General features: G+C 59.0%; 25 protein-coding genes. 23 read left to right on the top strand and 2 right to left on the bottom strand.

Annotated elements, in window-relative coordinates:
* The first annotated feature begins 212 nt into the window (after positions 1 to 212).
* From WKI41_RS09230 to WKI41_RS09215, 4 genes are all read left to right on the top strand, one after another.
* The gene (locus WKI41_RS09230) at positions 213 to 1,475 is read left to right on the top strand and encodes a hemolysin family protein (protein ID WP_340193272.1); all 1,263 of its coding nucleotides are present in this window, start codon (positions 213 to 215) and stop codon (positions 1,473 to 1,475) included.
* On the top strand, positions 1,475 to 2,071 hold the full coding sequence (locus WKI41_RS09225) for a 5-formyltetrahydrofolate cyclo-ligase (protein ID WP_340193187.1): 597 nt from the start codon (positions 1,475 to 1,477) through the stop codon (positions 2,069 to 2,071). The genes WKI41_RS09230 and WKI41_RS09225 overlap by 1 nt, the downstream gene beginning before the upstream one ends.
* Positions 2,068 to 2,892 (top strand): TIGR00282 family metallophosphoesterase, encoded by an 825-nt coding sequence (locus WKI41_RS09220; protein ID WP_340193186.1) that lies wholly within the window; start codon positions 2,068 to 2,070, stop codon positions 2,890 to 2,892. The genes WKI41_RS09225 and WKI41_RS09220 overlap by 4 nt, the downstream gene beginning before the upstream one ends.
* 144 nt (positions 2,893 to 3,036) lie before the next feature.
* Entirely contained in the window at positions 3,037 to 3,876 is an 840-nt protein-coding gene (locus WKI41_RS09215) for an MBL fold metallo-hydrolase (RefSeq protein ID WP_340193185.1), read from the top strand.
* A 207-nt stretch (positions 3,877 to 4,083) separates the two neighbouring features.
* Here the strand turns inward: WKI41_RS09215 and WKI41_RS09210 are convergent, their stop codons facing one another.
* Entirely contained in the window at positions 4,084 to 4,587 is a 504-nt protein-coding gene (locus WKI41_RS09210; protein WP_340193184.1) for a pyridoxamine 5'-phosphate oxidase family protein, read from the bottom strand.
* A gap of 204 nt (positions 4,588 to 4,791) precedes the next feature.
* Here WKI41_RS09210 and WKI41_RS09205 point away from each other — a divergent pair, with 204 nt between their 5' ends.
* Positions 4,792 to 5,538, top strand: coding sequence for a YebC/PmpR family DNA-binding transcriptional regulator (locus WKI41_RS09205; protein WP_340193183.1), 747 nt, complete (start codon positions 4,792 to 4,794; stop codon positions 5,536 to 5,538).
* A gap of 129 nt (positions 5,539 to 5,667) precedes the next feature.
* Here WKI41_RS09205 and WKI41_RS09200 read toward each other — a convergent pair whose 3' ends face one another.
* On the bottom strand, positions 5,668 to 6,669 hold the full coding sequence (locus tag WKI41_RS09200; RefSeq protein ID WP_340193182.1) for an LLM class flavin-dependent oxidoreductase: 1,002 nt from the start codon (positions 6,667 to 6,669) through the stop codon (positions 5,668 to 5,670).
* A 213-nt stretch (positions 6,670 to 6,882) separates the two neighbouring features.
* On the opposite strand from WKI41_RS09200, the gene ruvC reads away from it, so the two are divergent.
* The 18 genes from ruvC to tilS all read left to right on the top strand — a co-directional run bounded on the left by ruvC (position 6,883) and on the right by tilS (position 20,503).
* Entirely contained in the window at positions 6,883 to 7,395 is a 513-nt protein-coding gene (gene ruvC, locus WKI41_RS09195; RefSeq protein ID WP_340193181.1) for a crossover junction endodeoxyribonuclease RuvC, read from the top strand.
* A 51-nt stretch (positions 7,396 to 7,446) separates the two neighbouring features.
* Complete coding sequence (gene ruvA, locus WKI41_RS09190) at positions 7,447 to 8,064, top strand: Holliday junction branch migration protein RuvA (protein WP_340193180.1); 618 nt, start codon at positions 7,447 to 7,449, stop codon at positions 8,062 to 8,064.
* Positions 8,065 to 8,139: 75 nt separating this feature from the next.
* The gene (locus WKI41_RS09185) at positions 8,140 to 8,421 is read left to right on the top strand and encodes an AbrB/MazE/SpoVT family DNA-binding domain-containing protein (protein ID WP_340193179.1); all 282 of its coding nucleotides are present in this window, start codon (positions 8,140 to 8,142) and stop codon (positions 8,419 to 8,421) included.
* Positions 8,418 to 8,822, top strand: coding sequence for a PIN domain-containing protein (locus WKI41_RS09180; protein ID WP_340193178.1), 405 nt, complete (start codon positions 8,418 to 8,420; stop codon positions 8,820 to 8,822). The genes WKI41_RS09185 and WKI41_RS09180 overlap by 4 nt, the downstream gene beginning before the upstream one ends.
* The gene (gene ruvB, locus WKI41_RS09175; RefSeq protein WP_306934128.1) at positions 8,819 to 9,859 is read left to right on the top strand and encodes a Holliday junction branch migration DNA helicase RuvB; all 1,041 of its coding nucleotides are present in this window, start codon (positions 8,819 to 8,821) and stop codon (positions 9,857 to 9,859) included. Before WKI41_RS09180 ends, ruvB begins: the two co-directional genes overlap by 4 nt.
* A gap of 2 nt (positions 9,860 to 9,861) precedes the next feature.
* Positions 9,862 to 10,764, top strand: a complete 903-nt coding sequence (locus WKI41_RS09170; RefSeq protein WP_425341006.1) for a metallophosphoesterase — start codon at positions 9,862 to 9,864, stop codon at positions 10,762 to 10,764.
* 54 nt (positions 10,765 to 10,818) lie between these two features.
* Positions 10,819 to 11,037 carry a DUF2945 domain-containing protein gene (locus WKI41_RS09165; protein ID WP_340193177.1) on the top strand — a complete coding sequence of 73 codons (219 nt, stop codon included), beginning with the start codon at positions 10,819 to 10,821 and terminating at the stop codon, positions 11,035 to 11,037.
* 94 nt (positions 11,038 to 11,131) lie between these two features.
* Positions 11,132 to 11,698, top strand: coding sequence for a DinB family protein (locus WKI41_RS09160; RefSeq protein ID WP_340193176.1), 567 nt, complete (start codon positions 11,132 to 11,134; stop codon positions 11,696 to 11,698).
* A gap of 15 nt (positions 11,699 to 11,713) precedes the next feature.
* Positions 11,714 to 12,226 carry an NUDIX hydrolase gene (locus tag WKI41_RS09155; RefSeq protein WP_340193175.1) on the top strand — a complete coding sequence of 171 codons (513 nt, stop codon included), beginning with the start codon at positions 11,714 to 11,716 and terminating at the stop codon, positions 12,224 to 12,226.
* Positions 12,223 to 12,735 carry an NUDIX hydrolase gene (locus tag WKI41_RS09150; protein WP_340193174.1) on the top strand — a complete coding sequence of 171 codons (513 nt, stop codon included), beginning with the start codon at positions 12,223 to 12,225 and terminating at the stop codon, positions 12,733 to 12,735. Before WKI41_RS09155 ends, WKI41_RS09150 begins: the two co-directional genes overlap by 4 nt.
* 8 nt (positions 12,736 to 12,743) lie before the next feature.
* Positions 12,744 to 13,184 carry a tol-pal system-associated acyl-CoA thioesterase gene (ybgC, locus tag WKI41_RS09145; RefSeq protein ID WP_340193173.1) on the top strand — a complete coding sequence of 147 codons (441 nt, stop codon included), beginning with the start codon at positions 12,744 to 12,746 and terminating at the stop codon, positions 13,182 to 13,184.
* A 265-nt stretch (positions 13,185 to 13,449) separates the two neighbouring features.
* Positions 13,450 to 14,169 carry a protein TolQ gene (gene tolQ, locus WKI41_RS09140; protein WP_340193172.1) on the top strand — a complete coding sequence of 240 codons (720 nt, stop codon included), beginning with the start codon at positions 13,450 to 13,452 and terminating at the stop codon, positions 14,167 to 14,169.
* Between the two features lie 34 nt (positions 14,170 to 14,203).
* Positions 14,204 to 14,665 carry a protein TolR gene (gene tolR, locus WKI41_RS09135; RefSeq protein WP_340193171.1) on the top strand — a complete coding sequence of 154 codons (462 nt, stop codon included), beginning with the start codon at positions 14,204 to 14,206 and terminating at the stop codon, positions 14,663 to 14,665.
* 8 nt (positions 14,666 to 14,673) lie between these two features.
* The gene (locus WKI41_RS09130) at positions 14,674 to 15,858 is read left to right on the top strand and encodes a hypothetical protein (RefSeq protein ID WP_340193170.1); all 1,185 of its coding nucleotides are present in this window, start codon (positions 14,674 to 14,676) and stop codon (positions 15,856 to 15,858) included.
* Between the two features lie 78 nt (positions 15,859 to 15,936).
* The gene (gene tolB / locus WKI41_RS09125; RefSeq protein WP_340193169.1) at positions 15,937 to 17,250 is read left to right on the top strand and encodes a Tol-Pal system beta propeller repeat protein TolB; all 1,314 of its coding nucleotides are present in this window, start codon (positions 15,937 to 15,939) and stop codon (positions 17,248 to 17,250) included.
* Between the two features lie 208 nt (positions 17,251 to 17,458).
* Complete coding sequence (pal, locus tag WKI41_RS09120; protein WP_062427956.1) at positions 17,459 to 17,995, top strand: peptidoglycan-associated lipoprotein Pal; 537 nt, start codon at positions 17,459 to 17,461, stop codon at positions 17,993 to 17,995.
* 157 nt (positions 17,996 to 18,152) lie between these two features.
* Entirely contained in the window at positions 18,153 to 19,166 is a 1,014-nt protein-coding gene (ybgF, locus tag WKI41_RS09115) for a tol-pal system protein YbgF (protein WP_340193168.1), read from the top strand.
* Between the two features lie 20 nt (positions 19,167 to 19,186).
* Positions 19,187 to 20,503, top strand: a complete 1,317-nt coding sequence (tilS, locus tag WKI41_RS09110) for a tRNA lysidine(34) synthetase TilS (RefSeq protein ID WP_340193167.1) — start codon at positions 19,187 to 19,189, stop codon at positions 20,501 to 20,503.
* Positions 20,504 to 20,509: the final 6 nt, after the last annotated feature.

Raw genomic sequence — 20,509 nt, 5'->3', positions numbered from 1 at the left:
CGCGTCCTTTTGCTTGAAGCGCGATGCCCACGATTATTTTATCGGTTTCACAATGAAAGCTTTGCAGTGGCACGATGTTGTCATTGCATTGATGGAACAATTCTTTATTATTCGGATTGGTATGTCCGTTCAGCCTGTCCTAAAGGCGAATGCGGTTGCAACCGCGACGTGCCGTTCAACAGCCCAAAGAGCTAAACTTGTTTACTGAAATTATGATCGTGGTCCTGCTCACCGTATTGAACGGGGTGCTCGCCATGTCCGAGCTTGCTGTCGTCTCTTCCAGACCGGCGAGACTTAAAGTGCTGGCCGCTCAAGGCAGCAAGGGTGCCACAATGGCGCTCAATCTTTCTGAAAATCCCGGACGTTTTCTGTCCACCGTGCAGATCGGTATTACACTGGTCGGCATTCTTTCCGGCGCCTTCTCGGGCGCTACACTCGGTACCCGCTTCACAGCATGGCTGATCGAGCAGGGCGTGCCGGATCGTGCCGCGGATGCGCTTGGCGTCGGCGTCGTGGTCGTTGCCATCACATACCTGTCGCTGATCGTCGGCGAGCTGGTACCAAAGCAGATCGCGCTGCGCGACGCTGAAAAGGTCGCGGCCCGCGTGGCGCCGGCCATGGTCTTCCTGTCGAAGATCGGTGCACCGGTCGTCTGGCTTCTTGATAAGTCAGGCAAGATCGTGCTGGCCATTCTTGGTCATAGCGGTGAATCCAACGCTTCCGTTACCGACGACGAAATCCGCACGGTTCTGGCAGAAGCCCATAGTGCCGGCGTGATCGAGACCGAAGAATCGGCGATGATCACCGGCGTCATGCGTCTTGCCGACCGCAATGCACGTGGCCTGATGACGCCACGCCGCGATGTTGAAGTCGTCGATATCGAGGACACGGCGGAGGAAATCCGCGAACAGCTTCGCGGCACCCAGCGTTCGCGCCTGCCGGTGCGAAACGGTGCGTCCGACGAAATTCTCGGCGTGCTTTTCGCCAAGGATGCGTTCGATGCACTGGCGTCGGGCAAAGAGCTGAACATTCGCGAATTGCTGCGCGAAGTGCCGGTCGTGTCCGACCTCACCAGCGCCGTCGACGTGATCCAGTCGCTGCGCCGTTCCACGGTGCATATGGTTCTGGTTTACGACGAATACGGCCACTTCGAGGGTATCATCAGCTCCGGCGACATTCTGGAGGCCATTACCGGTGCCTTCCAGGAGGATGATGGCGAAGAGCCAGCCATGGTACAGCGCGAAGACGGCAGCTTCCTGGTTGCCGGCTGGATGGCGGCAGATGAATTTGCCGACCGCATGGGCTTCCAGATCGACGAGGATGCCGAGTTCGAAACCGTCGCCGGTCTGGTGCTGGACGAATTCCGCCGTCTGCCGGAACTGGGCGAGCATGTAACCCGCAACGGCTGGCGCTTTGAGGTCATCGATCTCGACGGCCACCGCATCGACAAGGTTCTCGTCAGCCGGGCTGCATGATGAGCGAGGCTCAGTCTCTCACCAAAGCGCAATTGCGTCTCGAGCGTCTCGCCCTGCGGGACGCTCTTTCCGTTAAAGAGCGGAGTGAAAAAAGCGCCGCCATGGCCGAAAAGGCTGTGGCGGCTTTGTCGTTTGCACCTGGCACCGTCGTTTCCGGCTTCATGCCGATCCGCTCCGAGGCCGACACCAGACCTTTGATGGAAGCTTTGCGCGACGAGGGCGCGACACTTTGCCTGCCGGTGATGCTCGACCGTGAGACCATCGTCTTTCGCGAATTCATGCGCGGCGCGGAACTGGTAAAGACCGGCTTCGGCACCCAGGGGCCGGACGAGAGTTCGGCCGTCCTTGACCCGGCTATCCTCCTCGTGCCGCTTTCCGCCTTCGATGGTCGCGGCCAGCGTATCGGCTATGGGGCGGGACATTACGACCGCGCTATTGCCCGCCTGCATGCAAAAGGGCTGGAACCCTTGCTGATAGGCATTGCATTCGACTGCCAGGAAGTGCCATCAGTGCCGGCGGAAGCGCATGACGTTGCGCTGGACGCGATTTTGACCGAAAGCGGCTTGCGGCATTTTTCTGGCAGGGCAGGGGCATGAGACTACTTTTTCTCGGAGACATGGTGGGCAAGACCGGACGCACGGCGGTCTGGGAAAAGTTGCCAGGGCTGATCTCCGACCTGAAACTGGATTTCGTCATCGTCAATGGCGAGAATGCCGCTGGTGGTTTCGGGATTACCGAAGAGATTTATCTGGAAACCATCAATGCCGGGGCAGATGTGGTTACCACCGGCAACCATGTCTGGGACCAGAAAGAGGCGGTGTCCTTCTGTGAACGCCACGACCAGTTCCTGCGCCCCGCCAATTACCCGAAGGGCACGCCCGGCAAGGGGTCGGGCCTGTTTTATGCCCGCAACGGCGCGCGCGTGCTGGTCGCCAACATCATGGGCCGGGTCTTCATGCATCCTGAGCTGGACGATCCCTTCAGCTCGGCGGAAAGCATTCTGGCAGCCTGCCCGCTGAAGGAACAGGCAGACGCGATCATCTTCGATTTTCACGCGGAAGCGACCAGCGAGAAGCAATGCTTCGGCCATTTCGTCGATGGCCGCGCCAGCTTCGTCGTGGGTACGCACACCCATGTGCCAACCGCTGACGCCCAGATCCTGAACGGCGGAACCGCCTATATGTCGGATGCAGGCATGTGCGGCGATTACGATTCCTCGCTCGGCATGGAGAAGGAAGAGCCGATCAACCGGTTCATCTCGAAAATGCCGAAGGGTCGCTTCGAGGCGGCCAGTGGCCCGGCGACGCTGTGTGGCGTTGGGGTCGAGATTTCCGATAGCACCGGGTTGGCTGAGAAGATCGCGCCTTTGCGGATCGGGCCGCGGTTGGCAGAGACTATACCGGCGTTTTGGGCTTGATAGGTTTGCGGCCGGTTCGGGGGTGAAGCTCCACCCACCAACGCCCAATGACAACAATGTGAGCGCGCCCCACCGCTTACACCTAGACGAACCCCCATCCTTGCCGCATCTTTTCGTCCATTCGCCTTTTCGGGGAGTGGTGCCATGCGTCGCATGTTCATGCCTGCATTGATCGCCATGCTGTGCAGCGCCGCTTCTGTCGCGGCGCAGGAGCCTCCCGATCGACCGCCCGTCAGCCAGTGCCAGGCGATTGCACAGGCTCTTCCCCGCGTCACTTTCGCGAGCTTCAAGTCGACCGATGTCAAGAAGGCGCAGTTGAGCGACCGCGAGGAGGTGAAGATCCAGTACATCGGGCATTCGACCTACACCATCGAGTCGCCGGAAGGGGTGGTAATCGCCACCGACTATAATGGCGTCTATCGCCCGCCGGTCATGCCCACCGTGGCGACGATGAACAATGCGCACACCACCCACTACACGCTGTCGCCAGAGCCGGAGATCAAGCATGTGCTGCATGGCTGGAGCGATGTGCCAGGCGAAAAGGCCGAACACAAGCTGGAAGTCGGGGACGTTTATATCCGCAACGTCACCTCGGATATCCGCAACCGCTGGGGCGGCGGGGGGCTGCTGACCAAGGACGGCAATTCGATCTTCATCTTCGAGGTGGCGGGGCTCTGCATCGGTCACCTGGGTCACCTGCACTACGAGCTGACGGAAACGCAATATGCGGAAATAGGCAGGCTGGATGTGCTGATGGTGCCGGTGGATGGTGGACTGACGATGGGCGCCGACAGCATGAGCCGCATCGTCAAGCGCCTGCGCTCGGCGCTTATTCTGCCGATGCATCAGCCGAGCGCTCTGGAGCGGTTTCTGGTCGCGTTCGGACCGCAGTTCAAGATCGCTTATGCCAGCGATCCGGTGATCCGCGTTTCGATGCGCAATCTTCCCAAGCAGCCGCAGATACTGGTACCTCAGGGCATGTAGTGGGGCTAAAGCGTGTCGCGATCTTTCAGATTCGCTCCCGACGCTTTAAGTTCTTGTTTTGTCGCATGTCGTTATCGCAAAACCGCTGCACACTTTTGCGCGACATGCTTTAGAGCTAGCCACGGTCTTGCGGAAACGCTCCACACAATGCAAAGCGCCACGCATCTCAGGGATACGCAGCGCTCAGTGATCAATCAAAGATCAGGATCAGGCGAAGGTCAGGTGCTGACGAACGCCGACATCCGGCATCTTTTCTTCGGACATGTTCGCCTTGGCGATTTCCCAGCCAAACTTTAGCGTGCTGTCGGTTGAGGCCCAGATATCGGCGTCGTCGACATGCAGTGCCAACATGACGAGCTGCGGGTCGCTCTTGCCGTGCTCGTACCAGGCAGCGGTGACGGAATTCCAATACTCGTCAAGCTTGTTCTTGTCGTCGCGAACTTCAAGCTTGCCGGACAGGCAGGCGTGGTAGTCATGGTCCTTGCCGATGACGCAGAAGTGGGCACGCGAGCCGGACTTCAGCGACTGAACAAGGTCGGTATCCTTCTTGGAGAAGAACCAGATGGTGTTGGTCTTCGGATCGGCATGCGGCGCCATGGGCTGCATGTGGCTGTGGAGACCTTCCAGACCCAGCATGCCTGCGTGGACGGAGTTGATCTCGTCCCAAAGCTGACGGGCGGGTTGTTCGCGTGCTTCAGTCAGACTTACCATTCAGTGCTCTCCTTGCGGTTCCTGTTCCTTCCGGCAGCGATCTGATCATGATCGCGCCACCTGTCATCAGAACGGCGAGAAAGGATTTCTGTTCCTTTGAGCGCTCTCATCGGGATGCGAGAAGAAAAGCCTACGGGCTTGAACAGCCGCCTTATCGCCCTTATAAGGCCCCCAATCCAAACAAACGATCCGATCAGGGGTGCCATGGCTGGCCATTCACAGTTCAAGAACATCATGCATCGCAAGGGGAAACAGGATTCGATCCGTTCGAAGATGTTCTCCAAGCTTGCCCGTGAAATCACCGTAGCCGCCAAGTCCGGCCTTCCGGACCCGTCCATGAATGCTGCTCTTCGCCTGGCCGTGCAGAACGCCAAGGCGCAGTCCATGCCGAAGGACAATATCGACCGCGCCATCAAGAAGGCGTCGGGCGCGGATGCGGAAAACTACGATTCCGTTCGCTATGAAGGCTACGGTCCAGGCGGCACGGCGGTCATCGTCGAAGCGTTGACGGACAACCGCAACCGCACTGCCTCCAACATCCGCTCGATCTTCACCAAGGCTGGTGGCGCGCTGGGCGAAACCGGTTCGGTTTCCTTCTCCTTCGACCGCGTCGGTGAGATCACCTACAAGGCTTCCGTTGGCGATGCCGACAAGGTGATGGAAGCGGCGATCGAAGCTGGTGCCGAAGACGTCGAAAGCGGCGAAGACGGCCACACGATCATCTGCGGATTCGAAGACATCAACGAAGTCTCCAAGGCGCTTGAAGCCACGCTTGGCGAAGCCGATAGCGTCAAGGCCGTCTGGCGTCCGCAAAACGCCGTTCCGGTGGATGAGGAAAAGGCCCAGTCGCTGATGAAGCTGATCGACAACCTCGAAGACGATGACGACGTGCAGAACGTCTATTCGAACTTCGAAGTGTCCGAAGAAGTCATGGCGAAGCTGTCTGCTTGACACTCTCGGGTTTCGTCCGATGTGAGGACAGCAATCGGAAGCGACAGATGCGAAGCACAAAAGGCCGGACTTGCTCCGGCCTTTTTCAATTTAAGCGATGATGGTGGGGGGGGGCTAGAACACCGTCTCTCAGGCCGCCTTCTTCACACCTTCCCGGACTTCCGCAAACACTTCCACCGAGCGCAGACGCTTGTTGATGTCGTGGATCGGCATGGAGACTATCAATTCGTCCGCGCCGGTCTCGCCCAGGAACTGCTGGAGTTTGCGATCGATGGTCGCATGCGAACCGACGGCGGCATAGCGCAGCGTGTGCTCGACGGTGATGCGTTCCATGTCGTTCCAGTAGCCGTCCATGCTCTCCACAGGTCGCGGGAACGGCGTGCGGACGTTCTTGCGCAGATTGACGAATTGCTGCTGGGCAGACGTGAAGAGATGGCGTGCTTCTTCATCCGTATCCGCGCCGACGCCCATGATGCCAACCATAACGTAGGGTTGCGCCAGCGTCGCGGACGGCTGGAAACGCTCGCGATAGATGGCGATCGCATCCATCAGCATGTCTGGAGCAAAATGCGAGGCGAAGGAATAGGGCAGGCCGAGCGCGGCGGCCAGATGTGCGCTATAGATGCTGGAACCCAGCAGCCAGATCGGCACATTGGTGTTTACCCCCGGCACGGCAAGGATCGCCTGATCGGGTTCGGGTGCACCGAGATAGCGTTGAAGCTCGACAATATCGTGTGGGAAGTTTTCCGCACCGGCATCGAGATTGCGGCGCAGTGCACGCGCTGTGCGCATATCCGTGCCTGGCGCGCGGCCGAGGCCGAGGTCGACACGACCAGGCAGAAGAGCGGCCAGCGTGCCGAACTGTTCGGCGATGACGAGTGGCGAGTGGTTTGGCAACATAACGCCGCCCGAACCGACGCGGATGCGGGACGTTGCGGCGCCCACATGGGCAATCACGATGGATGTGGCGGCGCTGGCGATGCCTGGCATACCGTGATGTTCGGCGAGCCAGAAACGCTCATAGCCGTGTTCTTCCGCCTTGATCGCCATGCGGCGCGAATTGTCGAGCGCCTGGCTTGCGTTCTCCCCATCGCCAATCGGCGACAGATCGAGAATGGAAAAGGGAATCATGGCATGCTCCTTACGGCATTTCTTTGTAAGGAAATGTAATGCTCAGTGTCGCATTTGCCATAGTCGTCGCAGCGAATTGATGGATGGTTCAAAAAAACTGACGTGCCGATGAAGCATGGAGCCGCGTGAACGTCTGGCTTTTTTTCAATGAATGTTTTTGTTTTGTTCACTTATGGCTGGCAGGTTTCAAGCCCACAGGATAGGGTTTAAGGCATGCAGAACGCGATTCGAATTATCGGCATTGATCCGGGCTTAAGGCGTACCGGCTGGGGCATCATCGAGACGATGGGCAACAGCCTGCGTTTCGTTGCTTCCGGCACGGTTACCTCCGACGCCGAGATGGATCTGGCCTCCCGTCTATGCCAGTTACATGACGGGTTGGCAGAGGTCGTCCACTCCTACCAGCCGGATGAAGCAGCGGTCGAACAGACGTTTGTCAACAAGGATGCGGTGGCGACGCTGAAACTTGGCCAGGCGCGTGGCATCGCCATGCTCGTTCCCGCTCGCGCGGGCCTTCATGTTTCCGAATATGCGCCAAACGCTGTCAAGAAGGCGGTGATCGGTGTCGGTCACGGCGAGAAACAGCAGATCCACATGATGTTGAAAATCCTGATGCCGAAGGCCGAGTTCAAGGGCAATGATGCCGCCGATGCTTTGGCGATTGCCATCTGTCACGCGCATAACCGCGGCGGTGACCGGATGCGCCGGGTTCTCGCGGCCGGTTAAGCGAACAAATTTCTGCTTTTCGATTCACTCACACATACTACGGACGCGACGATGATCGGCAAACTCAAAGGCACCATAGAGGAAATCGGCGACGACCATGTTCTCGTTGACGTTCATGGCGTCTGTTACGTGGCGCATTGCTCGGCACGCACGCTGTCCAGGCTTGGTTCCGCGGGTGAGGCTGTGGTGCTGTTCATCGAGACCTATGTGCGCGAGGACCAGTTGAAGCTGTTCGGCTTCATGAGCGCCTTGGAGCGTGAGTGGTTCAACCTGCTGCAGAGCGTCCAGGGTGTGGGCTCGAAGGTGGCGCTTGCGGTGCTCTCGACCCTTTCCCCATCCGAACTTGCCAATGCCATCGCACTGCAGGACAAGGCCGTTGTGTCGCGTGCGCCTGGCGTCGGCCCAAAGGTCGCAATCCGCATCGTCACCGAGTTGCGCAACAAGGCGCCTGCTTTTGCCGGAGAGGCGGCGGGTGCCATTGGTCTCAAGCAGGAGATCGGCGAAGGCGCGGCACCGGCGCCCGTGGCCGATGCGGTCTCGGCTCTCACCAATCTCGGTTATTCGCGCGATCAGGCTGCCAATGCGGTCGCGGCTGCCTTGAAGAATGGCGGAGAGGGCGGAGATAGCGCCAAGCTGATCCGGCTAGGATTGAAGGAACTTGCTCGGTAAATCGGATATTTGTATCTTCTGCGGATAAATGATAATATTTCCGTCAAACCAAGTTTTTTCTTACGGGTGTCTGCAATGGGATGGGAAGTTGTCGTTTCGTCGAAGGGGCAGGTGACGTTGCCGAAAGACATGCGTGAAGCGCTTGACCTCAGGCCCGGAGATCAGGTCGTCTACTCTATCATCGATGGCGAGGTGGTCCTGACGCCCAAGAATGTTGATTTCAATGATCTCGCTGGCCTCTTGGGTAAGCCTCCCAGGGGCCGTGCCACCCTTGAAGAGATAGACGAGACCGTCAGCAAGGCTGCTGGCCATAACGTCGTCGATACCGGCGATGATCAGGCGGATGCCGCTGCATGATGGTCTATGGCGTAGATACGAACGTCGTTCTTCGTCTTTTCGTTGATGATGAACCGGGCCAACGGGAAGCAGCTCTTCGTTTTGGAGCAGGGATTGGCCGCGACTACACGGTCTTCGTGACGCTTCTCACGCTGATCGAGCTCAGTTGGGCTTTGAAATCACAATACGGTTTCGATCGCCGACAGATCAGCTTGGCAGTCCGCAAGTTGCTACACACACGGGGTCTGGTCGTTGAAGGGCACGATAAGGTCGTGAAAGCCATTCGTCTGGTTGAACGCCATAATGCCGACTTCACGGACGCGCTTATCGCGTGTCAGTCGCTCGGCGAAGGCTGCGAAACGATTTACACCTTCGACATCAAGGCAGCGCGGAAAATACCTGGAATGGAACTTTTGACATGAGTGAGGCTGCACGGCTGATTTCTGCTGAGAAGCGCGGCGAGGATATCGACACAACGCTGCGCCCGCAGACGCTGGATGATTTTACCGGTCAGGCGGAAGCGCGCGCCAATCTGAAGATCTTCATCGAAGCGGCGAAGAACCGTGGGGAGGCGCTCGACCATGTGCTCTTCGTCGGGCCGCCCGGTCTCGGCAAGACGACGCTGGCGCAGATCATGGCAAAGGAGCTGGGGGTCAACTTCAAGTCCACCTCCGGTCCGGTCATCGCCAAAGCGGGCGATCTGGCGGCGCTGCTGACCAATCTTGAAGAGCGCGACGTGCTGTTCATCGATGAAATCCATCGGCTCAATCCGGCGGTTGAGGAAATTCTATATCCGGCCATGGAAGACTTTCAGCTTGATCTGATCATAGGCGAGGGGCCAGCGGCGCGCTCGGTGAAGATCGATCTGTCGAAGTTTACCCTCGTTGCCGCGACCACGCGCCTTGGTCTTCTGACCACGCCTCTGCGCGACCGTTTCGGCATTCCGGTCCGTCTCTCCTTCTACACGGTGGATGAGCTGGAACTCATCGTGCGGCGCGGCGCGCGGTTGATGGGCCTGCCGATGACCGATGAGGGTGCGCGTGAGATTGCCAGACGCGCGCGCGGCACGCCGCGTATTGCCGGACGGCTGCTACGGCGCGTGCGCGATTTTGCTGAAGTTGCGCGCGCCGAGGCCGTCACGCGGGAGATTGCCGACGAAGCGCTGACCCGACTTCTGGTGGACAATATGGGTCTCGATCAGCTGGATATGCGCTATCTGACGATGATTGCCATGAATTTCGGTGGTGGGCCTGTGGGTATCGAGACGATCGCGGCAGGGCTCTCGGAGCCTCGCGATGCGATCGAAGACATTATCGAGCCCTATATGATCCAGCAGGGATTTATCCAGAGGACGCCGCGTGGCCGTATTTTGACCGCGACGGCGTGGAAGCATCTTGGTATGCAGCCGCCTAAGGATCTGGAAGCGGCGCAGTTTCGCCTATCTCTCGAGGACGAGTAATTTTGATCACGCGCCGTGCGCTTCTTAAAATGGCCGCGACTGCCAGCGCCTGCTTCTTTTCGCTTGGCGCCTATGCTGGTGGTGTCGAGCCCATGCTGCGGCTTGCGACCACCCGCTATCGCATCACGCCACCGAACTGGCCGACGGGGCAGAGCCTGCGTATCGTCGTGCTCGCCGATGTTCATGCTTGCGAACCGTGGATGTCCCCGGAGCGGATTTCTCGTATCTGTGACCACGCCAATACGCTGGGCGGCGATATCATCCTGCTCCTCGGTGACTATGTCACCGGCATGCAGCGCTTCATCACCGATATCGTCCCGCCAGCGGCCTGGGCGAAGGCGCTGTCTGGCCTGCGGGCCTCCTATGGTGTGCATGCCGTTTGCGGTAATCATGACTGGGCGCAGGACCCTGAGGCGCAGAGGTTGCGGCTGAAGGAAACGGCGTCTCACAGGGCGCTGCGCGCCGTTGGTATTACAGTGCACTCCAACACCGCGATCAGAACGGGAAGCGAGCAGCATCCCTTCTGGATCGCCGGTCTTGAGGACCAATGGGCGTTTCGCGAAGGCGGGGAGAATGGTGAGACGGTCGGGCTCGACGATCTTCCCGGAACGTTGGCGCAGGTCACCGACAATGCGCCAGTCATCATGATGGCGCATGAGCCCGATATTTTTCCGACGATCCCGGATCGCGTGTCGCTCACCCTGTCCGGTCATACGCATGGCGGCCAGGTCAACTTTTTCGGCTGGCGGCCCGTCGTTCCGTCGATCTTTGGCGAGCGCTATGCCTATGGTCACAAGGTGGAGAACAATCGTCATCTCGTGGTATCGGGCGGTCTTGGCTGTTCGGGCGCACCGATCCGCTTCCTGTCGCCCCCGGAAATCGTCGTGATCGATCTCGTCGGCTGACGGAACCAGATCGCAGCTGCTACGCTTTCCCGTTCTTTCAACGGGAGAAGCCGCATGACGACGTATCGCAAAGGCACCAAGGTCAGCTGGAAGTGGGGCAATGGCAAGGGCGAGGGCAAGGTCGCCGAAAGTTTTACCGATGATGTCGAACGCAAGATCGACGGCTCGACGATCAAGCGCAAGGCCAGCAAGGACGAGCCTGCCTATCTGATCGAACAGGAAGATGGCGGCAAAGTTTTGAAGAGTCATTCGGAGCTCGGTAAGGCGAGCTGAGCGGACATTCGGCTGCCGCTCGTTACATGGGCCCGGCGGCGCTTGTCGCGGCTGCCGCGCCGGGTGATGTCTCACAAGCGAGGGAGTTGGTGGCATGTCTTATGATCCGACGCGAGTCTTCAAAAAGCTGGCGCGCAACAACAAACTGGCGAATGTTCGCCTGCACCACACATGTCTTCAGTTAACGGCTGAGGAGTTGGTCGCACCGCGCACCAGCTTTTTTCCAACGATCCGCAAAACGCTGAACCATATCTATCTGGTGGACATGTTCTATCTCGATGCGATGAAGGGCGGATCGCTCGGACATAGCATATTCAGTAAGAGCGAGCCCTATATCGACATGTCCTCTCTGGCAGAGGCGCAAGCTGCGCTCGACAATGATCTGATTGCTTTCGTTGATAGACTTGACGAGAGCGGGTTTGCGGCCACGGTTCGTGTTCATCGCGGTGCGCGCGTGCAGGAAGATCGCTGCGACGATATTCTCTCGCATCTCTTCCAGCACCAGACGCATCATCGCGGCCAGGTTCATGCGATGCTGTCCGGCACGCGCTTCAAGCCGCCACAGCTTGATGAATTTATCGTCGCAGATGATGCCCCTGTTCGCAAATCGGAACTACAGGCATTAGGATGGACGGAAACTGATTTGATGTTTCCTGTTTAATTCATTGGATGCCCGATGGTCGAAGACACCCGTATTCGTATAAAATTCAAACCGAAGCGCCTTTTCCAGATGCGCGTCGCCGGTCTTGCCTTTCGCAACGGCCATGTGCTGGTCCACCGCGCGACCCATGAAAAATTCTGGACCTTTCCGGGTGGACGGGCGGAAATGGGTGAGCGATCGCAAGAGACGCTGGCACGTGAGATGGTAGAGGAACTGGGTGCCGAGGTTTCGGTCGGGCGGCTGCTCTGGGCGGTTGAGAACTTCTTCCATTACGAGGGCAAGGACTGGCATGAGCTTGGCTTCTACTACCTGATGGACCTGCCCGAAAACTTTCCATTCGATGAGGAAAAGATCGTTCATCGGGTTCAGGACGGCAAGAATGCGCTTGAGTTCCGCTGGGCCAAGGCAACGACTGAGGCATTGACCGCACTCGACATCCCGCCCTATTTCATTGCCGCAGAGATCGAAAACCTGCCGCCCTCCACACGCCATGTGGTCTGGGACGACGGCAATTTGGACGACAAATGAGCCATTCTCAACCGCGTCACATGATCCGGCTGGACCACAAGCCGCAGCTTTTCAACTTTCGCGTGGCCGCCCTGATCTTCCAGAATGGCCATCTTCTTGTGAACCGCAGCGTGACCGACCGTTATTGGGCGCTACCGGGTGGGCGGGCTGAAATCGGCGAAAGCACCGAAGAGACGATCCTGCGCGAGATCGAAGAAGAGCTGCATGTAAAGGCGCGGATCGAGCGTCTCGTCTGGTCGGCAGAGAAGTTTTTCGCCTATGGCGACTATCAGGCCCATGAGATGGGCTTCTATTATCTGATCAGGCTCGAAGACGCCTTTCCGTTTCATGAGAGCGCGATCATTCACCGTGTGGCCGATGGCAACACCGAGGTTGAATTCTGCTGGCTACCCGCGACGACCAAGTCGTTGATGAAGAACGATCTTCGTCCCGCCTTCATCGCTGAGAGCATCGAGCCGCTGCCGGAGCGCCATCAGCATGTCATCGTGCGCGAAGGCCAGAATAATTAGGACAGACAATGAGTGACATTACTGTTTCCCTTTCGGGTGAATTGATCGAGCACGGCCACAGGCTCATGCAGCGGGTCTATTATGAGGACACGGATTTTTCCGGCCTTGTCTATCATGCGCGCTATCTGCACTTCCTCGAGCGTGGCCGCACAGATTATCTGCGCTGCCTTGGCTGCGAGCAGAGCGCGCTTCTGACGGCAGATGACGAAGGGCTGGTCTTTGTCGTTCATCGCATGGAGATCGACTTCAAGACGCCGGCGCGGATGGATGATGTGTTGACGATCACCACCATCACCGAGAAGGCGGGTGGGGCAAAGATGGTGCTGAACCAGGAGATCCGACGGGGCGAGACGCTGCTGGTTGCGGCCAAAGTGATCATTGCCGTGATCAATGGCAAGGGAAGACCAAGACGTCTTCCGGAAACCATCGCGGAGAAGTTTTTGAAGTAAACCGGACGGCGGGACAGAAAACCCGCCCGCGACCCCATGTTTCGTAACACTCCCTTAACCATAATGTAGTCTTACTAAAACGCCCGGTATTTGTGGGCTATGCGCCTTCCTTTTACCAAATTTAGCGGCGAGTAAGGCGTACTGGCACTTATCGGGGCAAAGGCGACAGGCTTGCGGAACTTCAACCGCGACGCTCAACGCATCAATGCGTGTTTGAATCGCCCGGTCATGCGCCGGGCGTTTGGATTCGGGGATTGGAATATTTATGGAACAGGCAGGTTTGGCAGCGGCAACGCATGATGTGAGTCTTTGGGCACTGTTCATGCAGGCAGGACTCATCGTCAAGCTGGTGATGATCGGCCTCCTGGCCGCCTCGGTTTGGACGTGGGCCATCGTCATCGACAAATATATGAGCTTCACCAAGGCGCGGCGTCAGTTCGACCAGTTCGAACAGGTGTTCTGGTCCGGCCAGTCGCTTGAAGAGCTTTACCGCACGCTGGCCGAGCGCCAGAATGGCGGTCTTGCCGCGATTTTCGTGGCGGCCATGCGCGAATGGAAGAAGTCTTTCGAGCGCGGTGCGCGCTCGCCGATCGGCCTGCAGATGCGTATCGACCGCGCCATGGATGTGACGATGTCACGCGAAGCTGAGCAGTTCGAAGCCCGCCTCGGTTCGCTGGCGACTATCGGTTCTGCCGGTCCGTTCATCGGTCTCTTCGGTACGGTTGTCGGTATCATGACCTCGTTCCAGGCGATTGCCGGTTCTAAGTCCACCAATCTTGCGGTCGTGGCGCCCGGTATCGCCGAAGCGCTTCTGGCAACGGCGATTGGCCTTGTGGCCGCTATCCCGGCCGTCATGGCCTACAACAAGTTCATGGCTGATGCGCACAAGCTTTCCGCGCGCATGGAAGGTTTCGCCGACGAGTTTTCCGCGATCCTGTCTCGCCAGATCGACGAGAAGCTGCAGACGCGTCAGGCCGCGCAGTAACGCGCAACGCCGAAAGCCAGTGGAGTAAAACGCGATGGGTATGTCAGCAGGCGGTAGCGGTGGTGGTTCGGGCGGTCGTCGTGGCCGTGGACGCAGTCGTCGCGGCGGCGGTGCGATCAGCGAAATCAACGTGACACCACTCGTGGACGTCATGCTCGTGCTGCTGATCATCTTCATGGTCGCAGCGCCGATGATGACGGTCGGCGTGCCAGTCGATCTGCCGCAGACCTCTGCCTCCGCTCTGAATTCCGAAACGCAGCCGATCACCATTTCGGTCAATGCCAATGGCCAGATCCACCTGCAGGAAACGCCGATCGAAGCGGCGGAAGTGGCCGACAAGCTGAAGGCGATTGCCACCACCGGATACAATGAACGCGTCTTTGTGCGTGCCGACTCTGTCGCCGCCTACGGCGTTGTCGCGGATGTGATGGCACGTATCCAGGGTGCAGGCTTCAAGAATATTGGCCTCGTAACACAACAGAAACAGGACAATTGACCTCGGCGATGAAGGGCAGCATTACCACATCTGCGATCGTACACGCTTCGCTGCTGGCCTTTGCCCTTGTGTCCCTGGGCTCGCCGGCACCGCTCGAGGTGTCTCAGGCCGAGTCGATGCCTGTCGAACTCGTGTCCGTCGAGGAAATGACGCAGATCCAGCAGGGTGACAAGAAGGCGCCGAAGGCGGAGAAATCCGCGCCGGTTCCGACGACGCGCCCTGATACGGTGCCCAATGCGCAGAACATCGGCAACAACAGCGCCGATCTCGATGCACCGCCGACACCAACCGAAAAGCCCAACAACAATGTCAGCGCTGCCGCTCCGCCCAAGCAGGAGCAGCCGGCACCGGTCGTCGATACCAATCCGAACGATGTCAAGGATATCGTGAAGGAAGAGACCGCACCGAAGCCGCAGGAAATGGCAGCCCTTCCACAGCCGAAGCCTGAAATCGCGACGCCGCCGAAGCCTTCCGAGCCACCGCCAGCCGAGCAGAAGGCCGAAGAGCCGCCGCCGCAGAACCAGGAACCGGCGGAAATTGCCGTGCCGCAGAATGTGCCGCGCCCCAATGCGCGTCCGCAGCCGCCGGAACAGAAGCCCGAGCCGCCAAAGCCAGAGCCGCAAAAACCGGCGGAGCAGAAGCCTGCGGAAAAGCCAACTGAAAAGAAGACCGATCAGGCCAAGGCCAACGAAAAGCCTTCCGATAAGAAGGTCTCTGACCGCAAGCAGGAAACGGCAAAGGCCGCCGCAACCCAGCAGAGCGAGTTCAATGCTGACGAGATTTCAGCGCTGCTCAACAAGCAGGCGCCATCGGGTGGCGGTGCGAAGCGCTCCACCCAGACGGCGGCCCTTGGCGGCAAGAAGACGATCGGTACGGGCTTGAGCGCCAGCGAGATGGATGCTCTGCGTGGCCAGATTTCCAAGAACTGGTCGATGGTCGCGGGCCTCACCGATGTCGCGCAGGTGGTCGTTGAAGTGCGCGTGCATCTTGACCGATCGGGCGAGATCGTCGGTCAGCTCGAGGTTTCGGCGACCGGCGGACCAGACGGCACGCGGCGCGCGGTAGAAGGCAGCGCAAGGCGCGCCGTCACCAGATCCGCACCCTTTACCAATCTCCCACCGGATAAGTACGACGGTGAAAAAGGATGGAACACCTTGTTGTTGACGTTCACGCCGGAAGACTTCGGTGTCTGAGCAGCCGCTTTCGGCGCTCCTGACATCCGTATTCCAATCGATGTGTAATTTAGAAAAAAAGCTGAAAGGCTTGTCTCGATGATCAAGTTCTCTTTCCTGCGCGCGATGATGGTGGCCTCCGGCCTCATCCTGTCGTTCGTTGCGATCACTCCGGCCAACGCGGAAGTTCGGCTCAACATCACCAAGGGCAATGTGCAGCCGCTTCCCATCGCCGTGACCGATTTCATGTCCGGCGACGGTATCGGCGCGCAGGTCTCCGCAGTCATCGCCGCCGATCTCCAGCGTTCCGGCCTCTTTGCGCCGATCAACAAGAGCGCCTTCATCGAAAAGATCAGCAATCCCGATCAGCAGCCGCGCTTCGAAGACTGGAAGGTCATCAATGCCCAGGCGCTGGTGACGGGCCGTGTGACGAAGGAGGCCGATGGCCGCCTTCGCGCCGAGTTTCGCCTGTGGGACACTTTTGCCGGCCAGCAGATGATGGGCCAGCAGTTCTTCACTCAGCCGGAAAACTGGCGCCGCGTCGCGCACATCATCGCTGACGCGATTTATGAGCGCATCACCGGCGAAAAGGGCTACTTCGATACCCGCGTAGTTTTCGTGTCCGAAAGCGGACCGAAGCAGCAGCGCAAGCGTCAGCTGTCCATCATGGATCAGGACGGCTTCAACGTCCGCAACCTGACCAACGCCAACGACCTCGTTTTGACGCCGCGCTTCTCGCCGAACCGTCAGGAAGTCACTTACATGTCGTTCGAGGGCAACCAGCCGCGCGTCTATCTGCTGCAGTTGGAAACCGGACAGCGTGAAGTGGTCGGTAACTTCCCCGGCATGACCTTCTCGCCGCGTTTCTCGCCGGATGGCCAGAAGGTGATCATGAGCCTTCAGCAGGAGGGCAACGCCAATATCTACACGATGGATCTGCGTTCGCGCACCACGACGCGCCTGACCAATACCGGTGCGATCGACACCGCACCATCCTATTCGCCGGATGGCCAGCGCATTGCGTTTGAAAGCGATCGCGGCGGACGCCAGCAGATCTATGTTATGAATGCGGATGGCTCCGGCCAGACACGTATTTCCTTCGGTGACGGGGCTTATTCGACCCCGGTCTGGTCTCCGCGAGGCGATCTGATTGCCTTTACCAAGCAATCCGGCGGCAAATTCTCCATCGGCGTGATGAAGCCAGATGGTTCGGGCGAGCGCATTCTGACCTCCGGCTTCCACAATGAGGGCCCGACCTGGGCGCCGAATGGCCGCGTGCTGATGTTCTTCCGCCAGAACGCCGGTGCCGGTGGGCCGCAGCTCTATTCCATCGATCTGACAGGTTATAACGAGCAGATGGTCAAGACCCCGACCTATGCTTCCGACCCGGCCTGGTCGCCTCTACTCGATTGATGAATGCCCGACGCAGCGTCCTCTACCGAGGGCGCTGTGGCGGTTTTGTGGAGAATACCGGGAATGCGCCTCTTTCTTGCCGCAAATTGCTGTGAGGGAGCAAAAAAGTGGGACATTTCCGTTTTGTTAACCATACGCGTTCGGGGGCCGTTAACCTCAATCGGTTAGCGTCTGGCAACGTTATCGAAATCCTAAGGAGAGACCGGCGATGAGCCGTACACAAACTTCGGCGCTTAGCCCAATGCAGAAAATCGCTCGCAATCCGGCTGTCATCGCTCTGACGCTTGCTCTGGCACTTGCCGGTTGTGCGAACAAGAAGAACATGCCGAACAGCGCTGGCGAGCTTGGCCTCGGCGGTGGTGCTGGTTCTGCGACGCCTGGTTCGCAGCAGGACTTCACCGTCAATGTCGGCGACCGCATCTTCTTCGATACCGACTCCACCTCGATCCGCGCTGACGCTCAGCAGACGCTTCAGCGCCAGGCCCAGTGGCTTGCTCGCTACCCGAACTACGCCATCACGGTTGAAGGCCATGCCGACGAACGCGGCACGCGCGAATACAACCTGGCGCTCGGTGCACGCCGTGCAGCCGCCACCAAGGAATTCCTGGCTTCTCAGGGCGTTCCGGCCAACCGCATGAAGACGATCTCCTACGGCAAGGAACGTCCGGTTGCCGTTTGCGACGACATCTCCTGCTGGTCGCAGAACCGCCGTGCGGTTACCGTTCTCGGCGGCGCTGGCATGTAATTGCCTCGCGTAATCGTGATGAAATTTGCAAAGGCGGCCCTCGGGTCGCCTTTCGTTTTTTTCATAGTTTGGCCGAAGTTAAGTTGCTTTTTCATCGCAGATGGAAAAAATCTGGAGTTGCGCCGCTGGGGCGCAAATCAATGAGACAGGAAGCACTATGAAGAAACTTGTCGTGGCGGGAATGCTGGGGCTTGCAGCCTGCACCGGCTTGAGCGGCACCGCCGTGTCGCAGCCGCTGTTTGGCTGGGGTGGGAACCCTAGCACGACCAATTCGCGGGCTCCGGTGGTCAATGTCCAGGCCAACGAGACCTATCGCGTACAGCAGCTTGAAGAGCAGATCCGTCAGTTGAATGGTCGTATTGAAGAGATGAGCTTCCAGCTCCTCCAGATGCAGGAAACCATTCGCAAGGCGCAGGAAGACAATGAGTACCGCTTCCAGGAATTGGAAGGTGGCAAGTCGTCTGCACCGGCTGCGGCACCTAAGAAGAAGGCAGAGGCGGATCTTCCGCCTGCAGGCTCTTCCGCCGGTCCGTCTGACGATGTCGCAACGATTATCGGAGAGCCGTCCACCGACGGCGCTTCGGTGCCAGGCAGCGCAGCACCCACCGGTCCGCGGTCCAACGCGGCACCGGGCGAGACGACGCTTGGCTCGATCGAGCTCGATTCGCGTGGGCTGCCGGTTGGCGGCACGCTGAATTCCAGTGCCAACAATTCTGCAGGCGCGCTTCCAGGCGTGAGCACGGGTGGCAAGTCCACCAGCACCGATCCGGTCAATACAGCAGCGCTGACCAGCGAAAACGATATCTACCAGGCGGCTTACAGCCATGTGCTTGCTGGCGACTACAAGCAGGCGGAGCAGGGCTTCGAACAGTATATCCAAGGCTATCCCAACGGTTCGAAGGCGGCGGATGCCAGCTTCTGGCTTGGCGAAGCGCAATATTCGCAGGGCAAGTTCACCGCTGCGGCGAAGACCTTTCTCGACGGCCACAAGAATTACGGCAAGTCGCCCAAGGCGCCTGAAATGCTGCTGAAGCTCGGCATGTCGCTTGCCGCACTCGATAACAAAGACACCGCCTGCGCCACGCTGCGCGAAGTGCCGAAGCGCTACCCCAGCGCCTCCAAGACCGTTCTCGGCAAAGTTACCAGTGAACAGAAGCGCATCGGCTGCTGAGCCTGCTCGCAGCCCCCGCCATGGCAATCCCTTCTTCTCCGCTTGCGCCGATTGAGGCAGCGCGGAACTTCTTAGCAAACATTCAAAAACCCGCCCTTCTTCTGGTGGCGGTATCAGGTGGAAGCGATTCCACAGGACTGCTTCTGGCGCTTCACGAGGTTTTGTCCTCGTCCGGTCGAGACGATGTCCAGCTTCACTCCGTGACCATCGACCATGCCTTGCGTCCCGAAGCTGCGGCCGAAGCGCGCGCAGTTAAAACTCTGTGCCACGGACTGAATATTCCTCATCACATCCTTCGCTGGGATGGCGAGAAGCCGAAGACCGGCATCTCCGCCGCTGCCCGACTGGCGCGGTATCGGCTGATCGGCGAGGTTGCCGGCAAGATTGGTGCAACGGCGATCGTGGTGGGACACACGCTTGACGACCAGCTTGAGACGATTGCGATGCGCAGCCACCGGAGCGCGCAGGCTGGCATGCCCGGCCTCTCCGGCATGGCAGACGCCGTTCTCTACAATGCGCGTCACTGGGTGCTGCGCCCGTTCCTGAGCGTGAGGCGGGACGATATTCGCAACTATCTTGCGGCCATCGGGCAGGGCTGGTTCGACGACCCTAGCAATGATGATGACAAATATGAGCGGGTGCGAGTGCGCAAGCTTTCCCCGGATGTAGAACTTCCGTTTAGCGAGCCGCCCATCGAAAGGGTAAAGCTTTCATCCCACGCTGCGGCTTTCGTCACGCGTGCGGTGCAGACCTATCCGGCTGGATTGATTAAGCTCAGCGGCGATTGCCTCGACGAGGATCCCGCAATCTTCCGCTATGCCATCGCAGCTCTGGCTTGCGTTGCAGGGGGCAGGGCGTATCCGCTTGCAGCAGACAGCATGGACAGGGTTATGGCATTTGTTGGGAGTGGCAAGCCCGGCCGGTTGACAGCGGGACGTGTCATCTTCGATCGGCGCAAAGAAGGGCTCTACCTGATGCGTGAGAACCGGGATGTGCCCACGATCACCGTTGCTGCCGGTGCGACTGCCGTGTGGGATCAGCGGTTCGAGATCGCCAATCGTTCGAAGATGCCGGTTACCGTTTCCGGCAGTGCGAGCGCAGACGAAGAGGACGCGACTACGACCGCAGTCCCAGCAGGCGTACTCAAACGTGCGGTGCTTGCGCAGCCACATGTGCGACTGGAAGGCGCACGGTACGACGATGCTGATCTTCAGTCGGTCACGATCAGCCCGCGGCTTGCGCCCTATGATCTGTTTCTTCCACGCTTCGATCTTGAATTGGCGAATGCGATTGCGATGAGGCTTGGACGCCGGATCTATCTGCGGCTTCCGATATAATCTCCA

It is taken from the genome of Agrobacterium larrymoorei, from assembly GCF_037722385.1.
In the GTDB taxonomy this organism is placed as follows: domain Bacteria; phylum Pseudomonadota; class Alphaproteobacteria; order Rhizobiales; family Rhizobiaceae; genus Agrobacterium; species Agrobacterium larrymoorei_C.
Note: the sequence above shows the minus strand (reverse complement) of the source record. Positions and strands in the feature narration are given on the sequence as shown.